Genomic DNA, 12,808 nt, shown 5'->3' with positions numbered 1-12,808 from the left:
CCTCTCATGTATATTAAAGCTGTACATTATTCCCTTCTCGTTTGGACCGGCTTTCTAGCCGGTTTTTTTAACATAAAAAGAGCTGCCTTTATGACAGCCCTTTCCTTTAATCGCCCAAAAGCAAATCTTCGTGCACGATCTGTCCGATCACCCGGTCCGCTTGATCCGGCAGCCCGTCGAGACAGCCGTATTCATAATCCCATAAGTTCATGAAGGAGCGGGCGGCTTTTTGAAATGCGGTTTCATCCGCCCCGTGGATTTCCTGATAAAAAGCCTGTAACAGCGACTCTTTATTCACGACTGTCCCTCCTTCATTCATCCGTTTTAATGATGTTCAGGTTTAAAGGTTTTGCAATCCGTTTCTTCACTATTAGAAGCTTTTTCACCTTCAGCATGGCTGACGACATAGATGGCGTCGGCTGTGCATTTGTTACCCTCTTCCCAATAGGTGCAGTTGCTGACTTCACACAGTATTTTTTGCTCCATTTAGTTTGGGCCCCCTTTAAAAGTTGTACACATTTAGCTTAACCTTATTCATGCTGTTTGATGTACCGCTTGTCCTTCATGAACAATTTCCAGAAATAATAAAAGCCGGGGAATAAAATAATAAAACCGACGATGTAGGAGATGAACAGCGCCCTGAATGTCTCCGGTGCGGTGAAGCCCGATTGAATCGTGACATCAGGATAGACCATGTAAGGAAGGTGCGCCCTCCCGTACACATAGCTCGCCGTAAAATACTGCAGCGTAATGGCGATGACAGCCAGGCGCGGCTTTCCCAGCCGGTCGCTGTTATGTCTGTTTGGCAGAAACAGAGCCGCAAATGCGACGAGAAACAGCAAAAACGATAAAATCAGCCATGGAAGCCCGTCCATCATTTTTGTATAAAGCCAGCTGGCTTCCGTCCTCATGGTCATCATGATGCTGAACGACATGAGCAGTGCGAGCGGCCCGGTAATTAAAGCGTTTCGGCGGTAGACCTGATACGCGTCTTTTTCTCCGGCTACATTTGAAAAATCAGCCAGCAGCAGTGAAGACAGAAACAGCGTACTGAAAATGGCGAAGCCCATAAAAGAATAGGCATGAGGGCTTAAAAACAAATTGACAAAGTCCAATTGGTGGCTTCCGTCTACCTGGTATACGAAATTGCCGTGTGTCACAGGCAAGACAAGGATTAAAACAGCCGGAATGATAAAGCCGCTGATCCCTGAAACGTAAGTCAGCGCCCTTTCATAATCTTTTGCAGCGTGGGAGAAGACCAAAAATCCGCTTCGAATCGCCAAAAGCAATAAAATGATGCTGCCGGGAATCAAAAGCACAGTCCCCAGCACAAAAGTGCCGCCCGGGAAAAAGCTGAAAAGGGCTACGACGATTCCGACGATGAAAACATTGGTTACTTCCCAGGTCGGAGAAAGATAGCGGTTTGCAATATTGGTTGCTTTCAGCTGTTTTTTGTTCATATAAATCATCGACCAAAATCCCGCTCCAAAATCCATCGACGCCATAACGGCGTATATAAATATAAATCCCCAGACGATCGAAATAGCCAGCAGGGCATCTGTTGTTCCATCCAGTTGCATCATATGACTTCCCTTCTGTTTTTTTTGTGCATTCAGCTGCTTTTTAAGTCCTCTTCGACAGGATGGCGTTTAAAGTAATATTGCAATACGAACACCACCGCTGCTCCTAAAATGATATAGACGATAAAGAACAAAAGAAACAATATGCCGATCGAGCCGGAGGTGGTCACTACTTCCGACGTTTTCTGCATATGGTAAATGACCCAAGGCTGCCTTCCGGTGCAAGCGAATACCCAGCCAAGTTCGATTGCGAGCAATGCGAGCGGGCCGCCGGTTATGAACACGGCCAGCATCCAGCGGGGAAAGCGGTCTTTTTTCATGACTTTTCTCCAAATAAAACCCACAGCGGCATAAACAATCAAAAGGCTGCCGATAAAAACCATGCCGTTAAATAAGGTATGAATGAACAGGGGAGGCCACTCATCCCTTGGAAAGTCATTCAGCCCTTTTACGACGGTGTCAAAGCGGTTGTCGGCCAAAAAGCTTAAAGCCCACGGAATCTCAATCGCCCATTTCACCGATTGCGTCTTTTCATCAGTAAATCCGCCGATCGCAAGAGGAGCATGGGACTGGGTTTCAAACAGCCCTTCTGCGCCCGCCAGTTTTTCAGGCTGGTAGCGGTGAAGTAGCTGTGCGGATTCGTGCCCGCTCAGAGCCGTGACCAGAGAAAACGCTCCTCCGACAATCAGCCCGAGCAGCAGCGCTTTCCTATGAAGGGCGTAGACTCTATCATCGCCGCGGTTTCGGAGCATTTTGTAGGCGGCTATCGTCGCAATAATAAACGCACCTGTCATAAAAGCGGAGACGACAACATGTCCTGCTGTGGCCACAAAGCTTTTGTTGAAGAACGCCGTCCACGGCTGAACATCCGTAATTTCACCGTTTACAATTTTGAAGCCTTCTGGCGTTCCCTGAAAAGCGTGCACATTTGTAATCAAGATGGCCGATGCGGCTGCTCCGATAACGATAAAAATGACGGCTGTAATTCTCATAAGTGGAGTCAGCCGATCGGCTGCGTAAACATAAATGGACATAAATAAAGCCTCAATAAAAAAGGCGTAGATTTCAATTTGAAATGGAAGGGACATGACTTTTCCGATCACTTCCATGAATCCCGGCCAGAGCAGGGCTAGCTGCGTGCCGGCAATGGTTCCGGTCGGTATGGCGACCCCGAGCAACACGGCCTGCGCCTTCGTCCATCTTTTGGCCATAATGGCGTAGTGGGGATCTTTCGTTCTTTGATAGATCAGCTCGGCCAGCAAAATCATCAAAGGAATTCCGACACCGAGCGAGGCAAAAATAATATGGAATCCCATCGTTGTTCCGAAAAGGCTTCTTGCAAAAATCAAGTCATTCATCCGGAAAACCACCTTTCATTTACACCATTTTGCTTTTTATTGTTTACCGCCTTTTTTAGATTATTCTTCCTGTAGGAGGTTAAAATGGATAAAGGGATTAAGTATGGCAAATGAACATTCATTTTTGACACAGGGATTTGAAAGGTATATAATAAAACGTAATTATTACGTTTTGATAGGAGGAATGGCATATGAAACCAAATATTCATCCGAAAACTTATCAAGTGATCTTTCAGGATGTAAACAGCGGGTACCGTTTTTTAAGCCGCTCAACTAAAACTTCCGATGAGACGGCCGAGTGGGAAGACGGCAAGACGTATCCCGTTATAAAAGTTGAGGTGAGCTCTGATACCCATCCGTTTTATACCGGAAGACAGAAATTCAATGAAAGAGGCGGAAGGGTCGAACAGTTCAAGAAAAGATTTAATATGGATTAATAAATTAAAAAGACCGGATGTTTCCGGCCTTTTTTTTCGTCCATTTAAAAAACAAGCGCATGACATCTCATGCGCTTGTTCTCTGTTATTTGCTTGATAAAGCTTTTTTCAAGACGTCCAGGTTTTCTTTCATGATGGCGGTATAATCTTTGCCGCTTTCAATGTCTTCTTTTGTTACAGATTCAAGGTTTTTCATCGTCAGACTTTCCGCTCCGATTTCTTTTTTGATGATCTCGGAGATTTTGCTGCTGACATTGCTTTCAAAAATGATATATTTAATATTATGTTCTTTCGCTGTTTTAACAATGTTTTCAAGCTGCTTTTGTGAAGGTTCCTCAGTAGGCGAAAGGCCGAGAACGCTTATCTGCTTAATGCCGTAGCGTTTTTCCCAGTAGCCGTAGGCGGCATGTGAGACGAGAATTTCTTTTTTATCAGCTTTGTCGACTGTTTGTTTGAAGTCTTTGTCAAGCTGCTCCAAGTCTTTTTTTAATGACTCATAGTTTTTCGTAAACGTTTTTTCGTGTTCAGGTTCTAATTTTACGAGTTGGTCTTTAATGTTTTCGGCCATTTTTTCAGCAAGGACAGGATCAAGCCATGCGTGCGGGTCATGATCTCCATGGTCGTGATGATGATCGTGGCCTTCGGCTTCTCCGTGTTCATGTTCTTCTTCATGTGCATGCTCATCATGTTCGCCTTCTTCTTCACGTGACAGAAGGTCAATGCCCTCCCCGGCTTTGACGATTTTGACGTCGCTGTTTTTAAGTGTGCTTACAGCTTTGTCTGCGAATCCTTCAACACCGACTCCAGAGTATATAAAGGCATCCGAGTCGGAAATTTCCGCCATCGTTTTTGAGCTTGGCTCGTAAGTGTGCGCTTCAACGTTTGGCGGGTAAACACTTTTAACGTTCACATATTCTCCGCCGATCTTTTTGGTGAAGTCTTCAAGCGGATAAATGGTTGTATAGATGTCCAGCGTGTCTTTATTTTCTTTTTGTTCACTGGAAGCTCCATTGCTTGAGCAACCCGCTGTTAATCCGGCAGCAAGAATGAATGCAGATGCTATTCCGAATGTTTTTTTCATGGTATTTCTCCTCTCAATGTAAAACTGAAATGGTTCCGATTTAATGGTCCTGTATCATTGTATCGTAATAATTACGATTTGAAAAGAGGAAATGATAGTTAAATATACTCAGGCAGTGAATCAAGTAAGGCCGACCAGTCTGAATTCATTTCTTTATCTGTAAGAAGGGTCTGATCCAGGGAGCGGATAATGTCTTCCTGATTCATGTCAATGCCGATAAAAACGATTTCCGTTTTCCGGTCTCCGTATGTTTCATCCCAGTCCGCTTTCAAATTAGGGTCCTCTTCAAACGCGAGCTTTTGTTCTTCCTCGGTAGACGCTGCAATCCAGGGGCCCGCGCTTTGGATCATCAGGGAAGAGCCTGCCTGGGACAGAAGGCCTGCTGTGTCATTTCGAGAAGCAAGCCAGAAGAAGCCTTTTGCTCTGATAATTTGCGGCGGCCAGTTTTCAAGCCAGCGCTTCAGTCTTTCAGGATGGAAAGGCCTTTGCTTTTGATAGACGAAAGAAGAGATTCCGAATTCCTCTGTTTCAGGTGTGTGCTCTTCATTCAGCTCTTTGATCCATCCCGCTGATTGACTTGCTTTTTCAAAATCGAACGATTTCGTATTCATGATGGCCGAAAGCGGCACTTTTGCGAATGCCGCAGAAATGATTCCGCAGTCCGGATTCAGTTTTCTCAGGGACCAGAACAGCTTTTCCTGCTCTTCTTCATTGAGTAAATCAGTTTTATTCAAAATGAGGACATCGGCAAATTCAATTTGCTCAATTAAAAGGTCGGCCACTTCCCGGCTGTCCGTTTCATCTGCCGCCTGCTTCCGTTCCAATAGGCTCTCGCCCGAAGCGAAGTCCTCAAAAAAACGGCTGCCGTCGACGACGGTGACCATTGTATCAAGCCTGCAATATTTGCCTAAATCAATATTCAGCTCCTCATCTTTGTACGTAAAGGTTTGGGCGACGGGAATCGGCTCGCTGATACCGGAAGATTCAATGAGAATATAATCGATTCCGCCGTTCTCCGCCAGCTTTTTGACTTCGATGAGCAGATCGTCTCTCAGCGTACAGCAAATGCAGCCGTTCTGCATTTCGACAAGCTTTTCATCCGTGCGGATGAGGTCACCTTTTTTCACGAGGGAGCCGTCGATATTAATCTCGCTCATATCATTGACGATCACGGCGATTTTCAAGCCGTGCGCTTCATGCAGGACATGCTGCAGCAGCGTCGTTTTCCCGGACCCAAGATAACCGCTTAAAACAGTGACCGGAATCAGGTTTTCCTTCATGTTTTTCACCTTCCTTAAAACGTAATTGTTTCGATTTGCACAAAGGAAATCTTACTGGACTTGTGAAAAAAATACAAGAAATATGTTATATTTAGATATAAAAAGCGTTTAGAAAGGAAATGAGCCATGAAACTTTTGGATAATATTCTACAGTTCAATCAACAGTTTGTTGAACGGCAGGACTATCAAAAATATCAAACAAGCAAGTTTCCCGATAAAAGAATGGTGATTCTGTCTTGCATGGACACAAGGCTTGTCGAGCTGCTTCCTCATGCCATGAATATGCGGAACGGAGACGTGAAGATCGTTAAGAGCGCGGGCGCACTCGTGGCTCATCCTTTCGGAAGTATTATGCGGAGCATTCTCGTTGCGGTATACGAACTGAACGCTGATGAAGTATGCGTGATCGGCCATTATGACTGCGGCATGAGCAAGCTGAGCTGTGACAGCTTTTTGGACAAAGTCGTCAAGCGCGGCATTCCAAAAGAACGGATTGAAACGCTTGAGTACTCCGGCGTCGATTTTGAACAATGGCTGAAAAGCTTTGATTCTGTAGAGGACAGCGTCAGGGACAGTGTAAGCGTTATTCGGAACCATCCGCTGATGCCGGAGGAAGTACCTGTTCACGGACTTGTCATTGATCCGGAAACAGGCAGACTGGATCTCATTGTCAACGGATATCCGGAAGAGCGCTAATCCTTTTGCTTTTTTTCCGGAACGGGATCTATTCCGCCGGGATGAAACGGATGGCATTTTAGAATCCGCTTGATGGTGAGCCATCCGCCTTTAAATGCGCCGTGCTTTTCGATCGCTTCAAGACCGTAATTGGAGCATGTCGGATAAAAACGGCAGGTCGGCGGAAGAGCCGGTGATATCCATTTTTGATAAAAGCGGATGAGCAGCAGGAATACGGTTTTCATGTTTTTCGCACCTTTTTTGTTTTGATCTTATTATAATATAAGCAAAAAACGCATAAAAAGGAAAAGCATTCACCTGAAAACTTATCGGTAAAGTATGATATAATACAAAAAGACCGATTAGAGGGGAGAGAGGAACCATGCCTTCAGTTGAAAGTTTTGAGCTTGACCATAATGCGGTAAAAGCGCCTTATGTCAGACACTGCGGCGTCCACAAAGTGGGAACGGACGGCGTCGTCAACAAGTTTGACATCCGTTTTTGCCAGCCGAATAAACAGGCAATGAAACCTGATACGATTCATACTTTGGAGCACCTTCTTGCATTTACAATCCGCACATATGCGGAAAAATATGACCACTTTGATATTATCGACATTTCGCCGATGGGCTGCCAAACGGGCTATTACCTGGTGGTAAGCGGTGAGCCGAAAGTGGAAGAAATCGTTGATTTGCTTGAGGATACGTTCAAAGAAGCCGTTGAAGTGACTGAAATTCCTGCGGCTAACGAAAAACAGTGCGGCCAGGCAAAGCTTCACGATCTTGAAGGCGCAAAGCGCATGATGCGTTTTTGGCTTTCGCAAAATAAAGAAGACCTGCTCAAGGTGTTTGGGTAAAATGATTGAAAAAAACCGGCTCATAAGAGAGCCGGTTTTCATTTTTTGTTCACAAAGAAAATAATGCCATTTATCCCTGAACTTTGCTACACTTTATATTGTAATACATATCATAGAAGAAGGGTGATAGGATGCGTTTTGGAAAATGGTTCATTCTCTTATGTTTAGCGGTCGGTCTTTCCGCCTGCAGCCAGGGGGACAAGCAGGCGGCATCGGATGAGGAGCCCAAAGTGCTGACGGCAAAACTGGCGGCGCCTGAATCGGCGGCCAAAAATGAAAAGGCTGTCATAAAAGCGACCGTCCTCTACGGGGAAGAGCCGGTTGCAGATGCCGATGAGGTGGAGTTTGAATGCTGGAAGGCCGGGAGCAAGGAAGATAGCGAGCTAATCAAAGCGAAGAATGAGGGAAAAGGCGTATACAGCATGGAAAAAGCGTTTCCTGAAGACGGCCACTACAAAGTCCAAGTCCATGTCACGGCGAAAAAACAGCATACAATGCCTGTTGCAGACATTAAAGTAGGGAAAGCGACGGATGAGACCGATGAAGATGAAAAAGAAGAAGCCCACCATCATTGATGGGGCTGTTCTTCTTCCCGCGACGGGAGGGGATCGACTTCATGCTTGAAGTCATAAGCTTTTGATGTTGTGACAAGCGATATGGATAGAACGGCGCCGGTGATCAGAATTCCTACAATAATCCAAAAGAGGATCATCACTTACCTCCGAATAGCTTTTTCCAACAGTTTACCATATCAGGCAAAGAAAATCATGATAAAGAGTAAAAGAAATGTTTCCTGCACAAGCTAAACGGGTAAATCAAAAGTAAACGAAAAGGAGGACGATCTAATGTCTGAAAAATTGAAAGCAACCGTCAACAAACAAGTCGCGAACTGGACCGTTCTATATGTGAAGCTACATAATTATCATTGGTATGTGAAAGGGAAAGATTTCTTTACGCTGCATGAAAAATTCGAAGAGCTTTACACAGAAGCGGCAGAGCATATCGATGATTTGGCTGAACGCCTATTGGCCATACAGGGCTCTCCGGTCGGAACGATGAAGGAATGCCTGGAAATGTCCGCGATTAAAGAAGCGGACGGAAGCGAGTCTGCTGAACAAATGGTGCAAAATATTTATAATGACTTTTTAACGGTGGCTGAGGAGCTGAAAAGCGGAATGGAGCTTGCCGATGAAGTCAACGATGAAACGACGGGAGACATGCTGCTCGCGATTCATCAATCGATCGAAAAACACAACTGGATGCTGAAAGCCTACTTAGGGTAAGGAAAAGCTCGGGCAATGCCTGAGCTTTTTTGTGTTTTCGTTCTTTTTAAAGCCTTTTTTAGAAATTGTCAAACAATTCATCCAAGCCTTTCAAAGTCTTTTTTCATAGGATAAGCTATGAAAAGTCTTTTTTGAAAGGATGTTGAAGCATATGTTTAAGGACTTAAGCATCTTTTCGCTCTTTACAATTGGTTTATCGGCCATCGGATTTTTGTTTGGCCGAATCGAATATTTATTTATGATCTTAATTACGCTGATGGGCATTGAATTTGTCAGCAAAAGCTTGAACGAATGTGTGGAAGATCGATTTACAATTAAGAGGCTGTTTACAAGGCTGGCGAAAAAATTGGTTACGCTCTTTCTGATATCCGTTGCCCACCTTTTTGATCAAATGCTGCAAACAGGCAGTTCGATCCGCGATTTTTCTATTATGTTTTATATTTTATATGAAGCGTTTCAAATCGTGAGCACGGCTCATTCGTTAGGAATCCCCGTGCCGCAGATGTTATTGGACATTTTAAATACCATAAAGGAAAAACTCCGGGGAAAGCCGTAACATTTTAAAACAACTGGTCATACTAACACGAAAAAGGATGATTGGCTTTGGAAAAAAAGACATACTATGTTTCGGTGCAAGATGGAATGATTTCGCAGAGCTCTGACGCTTCCCCGTGGGAATTTCAAATTTCGGCGACAGATGATGACATCATCATTTTAAGGGAATATTTTGATCAGCTGTATTCAGAAGACTGGGTCAACTTTTTCAGAGCTCACGTGCCTGCGGTCGAATATCACAATGACAGTGCAAATGATAAAATGGACGAACTGCGCAAAGACATTTACTCGATGCTTTACCGTCTGGGCAATGAAGAAACCAAGTCATTTATCAGTGAAAACGGCCTTGCCGAACTCAATTCAGCAGATTAAAAAATGCCGCTTTTGAAAAGCGCCCGCAGGCGCGGAGTCATCCAGCCTTGCCGCCTTCTCACTCAGGAATGGACAATGAAGTTCTTTAGGGAACGATAAAATTACTGAACTGAACTGGACAAAAACTCTACCGAAAGAACCAATATATGATATGATGAGTGGAAGAAGCAAGGAAACGGATAAGAGGGATTAGGATGTACGAATTTAAAGATTTTTACCGTAATACGGTTCAGCTTTCTTTTGAGAAGGAACCTTTTTCAAAAGAACCAAAGCATGTATGGGTGATCTGCCGTTACGAGGATCAATGGCTGCTGACAAATCATAAGGACAGGGGCCGTGAATTCCCCGGCGGCAAAGTCGAACCGAGCGAAAACGCTGAGGAAGCGGCTTTGCGGGAAGTGAAGGAAGAAACGGGCGCTGTCGTAAGAAAGCTGACCTATCTCGGACAATATAAAGTTCTTGGCAGGGAGAAAGTGATCGTCAAAAATATTTATTTTGCCGATATCGAAAAGATAGAAAAACAGCAGACGTACTATGAGACGAATGGTCCTGTTTTGCTGAAGAGCCTCCCGAAGGATATCGCAAAAAACAAAAATTACAGTTTTATTATGAAAGATTCCGTCCTGACGATCAGTCTTGAAAAGCTGAAAAAGGCCGGCATCATCAAATAAAAAGCCCTGCATTTGCAGGGTTTTTTCATGTTATACTCTGCCTTTCATCCACTTTCTTTCCAACAGCTCGACACCTTGATACATCAATGTTGCGAAGACGGCGATGATCAGGAGGCTCAGCATGACGAGGTTGAAATTAAAGACTTGAAAGCCGTAGATGATCATATAGCCGAGGCCTTGAGCCGATACTAAAAATTCTCCTACGATGACACCGACCCAGCTCAAGCCGACATTGACCTTCAGTGTAGATATGATCGTCGGAATGGAAGCGGGCAAAATGACTTCTTTGAAAATCTCGCGTTTCGTAGCGCCGAATGTTTTCATCACTTTTAAATAGTTTTCATCAATTTCTTGAAAGGACGTATAGACGACGATAGTCGTAATGATAACGCTGATGATGGCGCCCATTGCAATAATGCTCGTCAAGCTGGGGCCGATCGCAACGATGAGAATGGGACCCAGCGCCACTTTCGGCATCGCATTTAAGACGACAAGATACGGATCTAATATTTTGGAGAGCCTCGGGAACCACCATAAGAGGGCGGCTAGAAAAGTTCCAAGCAATGTTCCGGCCAGAAAGCCGAGGATGGTTTCAAATACGGTTACACCGATATGTCCCGGCAATGATCCGTCTCCCATTTTTTCGAGGAAAAGCGCCCAGACGGCTGAAGGAGAGCTGAAGATCAGCGGATCGATCCATGCCAGACGGCTTGCGGTTTCCCACAGCGAAAAGAAAACGATGAAAATCACAATTTGAAAAAAGCGGACCCGCCTTTTTTCGGCCTGCTGCTCCTTTAAAAAAGCCTCATGAAGGAAGTCAACTTTTGGTTTCGGATGTTTGTTGTTCAAGGTCATTGAGCTCCTTCCATATGTTCTGAAAGAGGGGCTGAAATTCCGGTTCCTGCCTCGCTTCAAACGGTGTCAGCTTCCTGATCGGTTCAGGAACGGCAAATGTTTTATGGATAGTGCCCGGCTGCTTTGAAAATAGCAGAATCCGGTCGCTCATCGCTATCGCTTCACCGATATCATGGGTCACGAGCACCGCTGTTTTTTGATACGTCTTTAACGTGTTGAACACTAAATCTTCGAGGTTCAATTTTGTCTGATAGTCAAGGGCTGAAAAAGGTTCATCAAGCAGAAGGATATCGGGGTCGACAGCGAGAGTGCGGGCAAGCGCCGCCCTTTGCCTCATGCCGCCCGAGAGCTCTTTTGGATACTTTTTTTCAACCTCGTAAAGCCCGAATTTTTTCAGCAGGCCGAGAGCGGTTTCCTTCGTTTCCGGGCCTAGTTTTTTGGAAATGTGCAAACCGATTAAGACGTTTTCCTCAATGGTTTTCCAGGGAAATAAATAATCCTGCTGGAGCATATAACCGATGTGCCGATCCTTTCCATCAGGTGTGCGCCCTTCAACCAAGACGCGTCCTTCCGTGGGGGAAACGATGCCGGCGATGATCGATAAAAGCGTTGTTTTGCCGCATCCGCTTGGGCCGAGAAACGAAACAAATTCGCCTTTTTCGACTTCAATGCTGACGTTTTCCAGCGCCGCTGTTTTTTCCTTCAATGAAAAGTAAGTATGTGTGACATCCTGAACTTGCAGAAAAGACACTGCGGCCACCTCCTAGTGATTTTTTGTGACCTTTTCGGCGATCTTTGTATTGACCAGCTTTTGATGAGGGGTGCGCTTCGGCAGCTCGCCGGCTTCATCCATGATGGTTTGAAGCTGGTTCCATTCTTTTTCATCCAAAACAGGATCAAGAGCAAAAGACTGTTGTTGTTTATACCGTTCGATTGAAGATGCAATGATTGAAAGCTCGGTATCTTTAAAATAATCTTGAATGCTTTCGGCTGCTTCTTTTGCAGAGTGCGTCTCAACCCACTGCTGCGCTTTGTAAACCGCGCGGGTGAACTTTTCGACCGCTTCTTTGTTTTTCGTTAAATAGCTTTGTTTGGCCATAAAAGTTGTATATGGGATTCGGCCCGATTCTTTTCCGAAGGAGGCGACAATGCGGCCGATGCCTTCTCTTTCAAAAATGGATGCCTGGGGTTCAAATAATTGAACATAATCACCTGTACCAGATGCAAAGCTGTTTGCGATATTCGCGAAATCAATCGTTTGGATCAGATCCACATCCTTTTTAGGATCGATGCCTTTCTGTTTGAGGACAAATTCGCCTGCCATCTGCGGCATTCCGCCTTTGCGCTGGCCAAGGAACGTTTTGTCTTTCAAATCATCCCAGCTGAAATGCCCCGAATCGTTCCTGGAGACGAGGAAGGTTCCGTCCGTCTGGGTAAGCTGTGCAAAATTAATCACCGGATCGCTTGCGCCCTGGGCATTTACGTATATTGACGTTTCCGAGCCGACAAGCGCAATATCGGCGCCGTTTGACAGAAGGGCAGTCATCGTTTTATCTCCGCCCCAGGTCGTTTTCAGTTCAACATCAAGGCCTTCTTCTTTAAAAAAACCTTCAGATAAGGCGATATATAAAGGCGTATAGAAAACGGAACGGGTCACTTCCGCCAGACGGATCTTTTCGGTCTTTTGTCCGCCGCATGAAGCGAGGATAAACAGCATCATGATGAAGGATAATATGGTAAAAAAGAAACGCTTCAAACCGATTTCCCTCCTTTGATTTCGGTTATTTTCGGCATAAAATAGTTTA

General features: G+C 44.9%; 19 protein-coding genes. 8 read left to right on the top strand and 11 right to left on the bottom strand.

Annotated features, from left to right (window positions below; genetic code table 11):
- Positions 1-106: 106 nt before the first annotated feature.
- Genes H7F26_RS00610 through H7F26_RS00595 form a run of 4 tightly spaced genes read right to left on the bottom strand, consistent with a single transcriptional unit; the run spans position 107 to position 2,938 of the window.
- On the bottom strand, positions 107-298 hold the full coding sequence (locus H7F26_RS00610; protein WP_003184632.1) for a hypothetical protein: 192 nt from the start codon (positions 296-298) through the stop codon (positions 107-109).
- 26 nt (positions 299-324) lie between these two features.
- Positions 325-486: a DUF1540 domain-containing protein gene (locus tag H7F26_RS00605; RefSeq protein WP_003184630.1), complete on the bottom strand. Its 162-nt coding sequence runs from the start codon at positions 484-486 to the stop codon at positions 325-327.
- A 44-nt stretch (positions 487-530) separates the two neighbouring features.
- Positions 531-1,574: a cytochrome d ubiquinol oxidase subunit II gene (locus H7F26_RS00600; protein ID WP_025806211.1), complete on the bottom strand. Its 1,044-nt coding sequence runs from the start codon at positions 1,572-1,574 to the stop codon at positions 531-533.
- A gap of 38 nt (positions 1,575-1,612) precedes the next feature.
- The gene (locus H7F26_RS00595) at positions 1,613-2,938 is read right to left on the bottom strand and encodes a cytochrome ubiquinol oxidase subunit I (RefSeq protein WP_003184626.1); all 1,326 of its coding nucleotides are present in this window, start codon (positions 2,936-2,938) and stop codon (positions 1,613-1,615) included.
- A 191-nt stretch (positions 2,939-3,129) separates the two neighbouring features.
- Here H7F26_RS00595 and H7F26_RS00590 point away from each other — a divergent pair, with 191 nt between their 5' ends.
- Positions 3,130-3,375 (top strand): type B 50S ribosomal protein L31, encoded by a 246-nt coding sequence (locus tag H7F26_RS00590; RefSeq protein WP_003184624.1) that lies wholly within the window; start codon positions 3,130-3,132, stop codon positions 3,373-3,375.
- 85 nt (positions 3,376-3,460) lie between these two features.
- Here the strand turns inward: H7F26_RS00590 and H7F26_RS00585 are convergent, their stop codons facing one another.
- The gene (locus H7F26_RS00585) at positions 3,461-4,456 is read right to left on the bottom strand and encodes a metal ABC transporter solute-binding protein, Zn/Mn family (protein ID WP_061566004.1); all 996 of its coding nucleotides are present in this window, start codon (positions 4,454-4,456) and stop codon (positions 3,461-3,463) included.
- A 98-nt stretch (positions 4,457-4,554) separates the two neighbouring features.
- On the bottom strand, positions 4,555-5,736 hold the full coding sequence (locus H7F26_RS00580) for a GTP-binding protein (protein ID WP_003184620.1): 1,182 nt from the start codon (positions 5,734-5,736) through the stop codon (positions 4,555-4,557).
- Positions 5,737-5,862: 126 nt separating this feature from the next.
- On the opposite strand from H7F26_RS00580, the gene H7F26_RS00575 reads away from it, so the two are divergent.
- Complete coding sequence (locus tag H7F26_RS00575; protein ID WP_003184618.1) at positions 5,863-6,432, top strand: beta-class carbonic anhydrase; 570 nt, start codon at positions 5,863-5,865, stop codon at positions 6,430-6,432.
- Here H7F26_RS00575 and yidD read toward each other — a convergent pair.
- Entirely contained in the window at positions 6,429-6,656 is a 228-nt protein-coding gene (gene yidD, locus H7F26_RS00570; RefSeq protein ID WP_003184617.1) for a membrane protein insertion efficiency factor YidD, read from the bottom strand. The genes H7F26_RS00575 and yidD overlap by 4 nt on opposite strands.
- A 137-nt stretch (positions 6,657-6,793) precedes the next feature.
- On the opposite strand from yidD, the gene H7F26_RS00565 reads away from it, so the two are divergent.
- The gene (locus H7F26_RS00565; RefSeq protein ID WP_003184615.1) at positions 6,794-7,267 is read left to right on the top strand and encodes an S-ribosylhomocysteine lyase; all 474 of its coding nucleotides are present in this window, start codon (positions 6,794-6,796) and stop codon (positions 7,265-7,267) included.
- A gap of 131 nt (positions 7,268-7,398) precedes the next feature.
- The gene (locus H7F26_RS00560) at positions 7,399-7,842 is read left to right on the top strand and encodes a FixH family protein (RefSeq protein ID WP_003184613.1); all 444 of its coding nucleotides are present in this window, start codon (positions 7,399-7,401) and stop codon (positions 7,840-7,842) included.
- On the opposite strand, the gene ytzI is transcribed toward H7F26_RS00560, so the two are convergent.
- On the bottom strand, positions 7,836-7,979 hold the full coding sequence (gene ytzI / locus H7F26_RS00555; protein ID WP_003184611.1) for a YtzI protein: 144 nt from the start codon (positions 7,977-7,979) through the stop codon (positions 7,836-7,838). The two genes, H7F26_RS00560 and ytzI, sit on opposite strands and share 7 nt — an antisense overlap.
- A 133-nt stretch (positions 7,980-8,112) precedes the next feature.
- On the opposite strand from ytzI, the gene H7F26_RS00550 reads away from it, so the two are divergent.
- The 4 genes from H7F26_RS00550 to ytkD all read left to right on the top strand — a co-directional run bounded on the left by H7F26_RS00550 (position 8,113) and on the right by ytkD (position 10,148).
- Positions 8,113-8,550: a Dps family protein gene (locus H7F26_RS00550; protein WP_003184609.1), complete on the top strand. Its 438-nt coding sequence runs from the start codon at positions 8,113-8,115 to the stop codon at positions 8,548-8,550.
- Between the two features lie 151 nt (positions 8,551-8,701).
- Entirely contained in the window at positions 8,702-9,106 is a 405-nt protein-coding gene (locus H7F26_RS00545) for a phage holin family protein (protein WP_003184607.1), read from the top strand.
- 47 nt (positions 9,107-9,153) lie between these two features.
- Complete coding sequence (locus tag H7F26_RS00540) at positions 9,154-9,477, top strand: hypothetical protein (protein ID WP_003184604.1); 324 nt, start codon at positions 9,154-9,156, stop codon at positions 9,475-9,477.
- Between the two features lie 194 nt (positions 9,478-9,671).
- On the top strand, positions 9,672-10,148 hold the full coding sequence (gene ytkD, locus H7F26_RS00535; RefSeq protein WP_003184602.1) for an RNA deprotection pyrophosphohydrolase: 477 nt from the start codon (positions 9,672-9,674) through the stop codon (positions 10,146-10,148).
- Positions 10,149-10,178: 30 nt separating this feature from the next.
- Here the strand turns inward: ytkD and H7F26_RS00530 are convergent, their stop codons facing one another.
- From H7F26_RS00530 to H7F26_RS00520, 3 genes are read right to left on the bottom strand one after another with little or no spacing between them, the layout of a single operon-like run.
- The gene (locus H7F26_RS00530) at positions 10,179-11,003 is read right to left on the bottom strand and encodes an ABC transporter permease (RefSeq protein WP_061566005.1); all 825 of its coding nucleotides are present in this window, start codon (positions 11,001-11,003) and stop codon (positions 10,179-10,181) included.
- Positions 10,966-11,754 carry an ABC transporter ATP-binding protein gene (locus H7F26_RS00525; RefSeq protein ID WP_003184598.1) on the bottom strand — a complete coding sequence of 263 codons (789 nt, stop codon included), beginning with the start codon at positions 11,752-11,754 and terminating at the stop codon, positions 10,966-10,968. Before H7F26_RS00525 ends, H7F26_RS00530 begins: the two co-directional genes overlap by 38 nt.
- A gap of 12 nt (positions 11,755-11,766) precedes the next feature.
- Positions 11,767-12,759, bottom strand: a complete 993-nt coding sequence (locus H7F26_RS00520) for an ABC transporter substrate-binding protein (RefSeq protein WP_044789821.1) — start codon at positions 12,757-12,759, stop codon at positions 11,767-11,769.
- Between the last annotated feature and the right edge of the window lie 49 nt (positions 12,760-12,808).

Source organism: Bacillus sp. PAMC28748, assembly GCF_014250415.1.
GTDB lineage: Bacteria > Bacillota > Bacilli > Bacillales > Bacillaceae > Bacillus > Bacillus licheniformis.
This window is presented reverse-complemented; position numbering and strand designations above follow the sequence as displayed.

Coding starts and splice junctions, on each gene's coding strand:
- H7F26_RS00585 (WP_061566004.1), bottom strand. CDS start 4,456: ATGAAAAAAACATTCGGAATAGCATCTGCATTCATTCTTGCTGCCGGA.
- H7F26_RS00595 (WP_003184626.1), bottom strand. CDS start 2,938: ATGAATGACTTGATTTTTGCAAGAAGCCTTTTCGGAACAACGATGGGA.
- ytkD (WP_003184602.1), top strand. CDS start 9,672: ATGTACGAATTTAAAGATTTTTACCGTAATACGGTTCAGCTTTCTTTT.
- yidD (WP_003184617.1), bottom strand. CDS start 6,656: ATGAAAACCGTATTCCTGCTGCTCATCCGCTTTTATCAAAAATGGATA.
- H7F26_RS00550 (WP_003184609.1), top strand. CDS start 8,113: ATGTCTGAAAAATTGAAAGCAACCGTCAACAAACAAGTCGCGAACTGG.
- H7F26_RS00580 (WP_003184620.1), bottom strand. CDS start 5,736: ATGAAGGAAAACCTGATTCCGGTCACTGTTTTAAGCGGTTATCTTGGG.
- H7F26_RS00590 (WP_003184624.1), top strand. CDS start 3,130: ATGAAACCAAATATTCATCCGAAAACTTATCAAGTGATCTTTCAGGAT.
- H7F26_RS00565 (WP_003184615.1), top strand. CDS start 6,794: ATGCCTTCAGTTGAAAGTTTTGAGCTTGACCATAATGCGGTAAAAGCG.
- H7F26_RS00605 (WP_003184630.1), bottom strand. CDS start 486: ATGGAGCAAAAAATACTGTGTGAAGTCAGCAACTGCACCTATTGGGAA.
- H7F26_RS00545 (WP_003184607.1), top strand. CDS start 8,702: ATGTTTAAGGACTTAAGCATCTTTTCGCTCTTTACAATTGGTTTATCG.
- H7F26_RS00530 (WP_061566005.1), bottom strand. CDS start 11,003: ATGACCTTGAACAACAAACATCCGAAACCAAAAGTTGACTTCCTTCAT.
- H7F26_RS00560 (WP_003184613.1), top strand. CDS start 7,399: ATGCGTTTTGGAAAATGGTTCATTCTCTTATGTTTAGCGGTCGGTCTT.
- H7F26_RS00575 (WP_003184618.1), top strand. CDS start 5,863: ATGAAACTTTTGGATAATATTCTACAGTTCAATCAACAGTTTGTTGAA.
- ytzI (WP_003184611.1), bottom strand. CDS start 7,979: ATGATCCTCTTTTGGATTATTGTAGGAATTCTGATCACCGGCGCCGTT.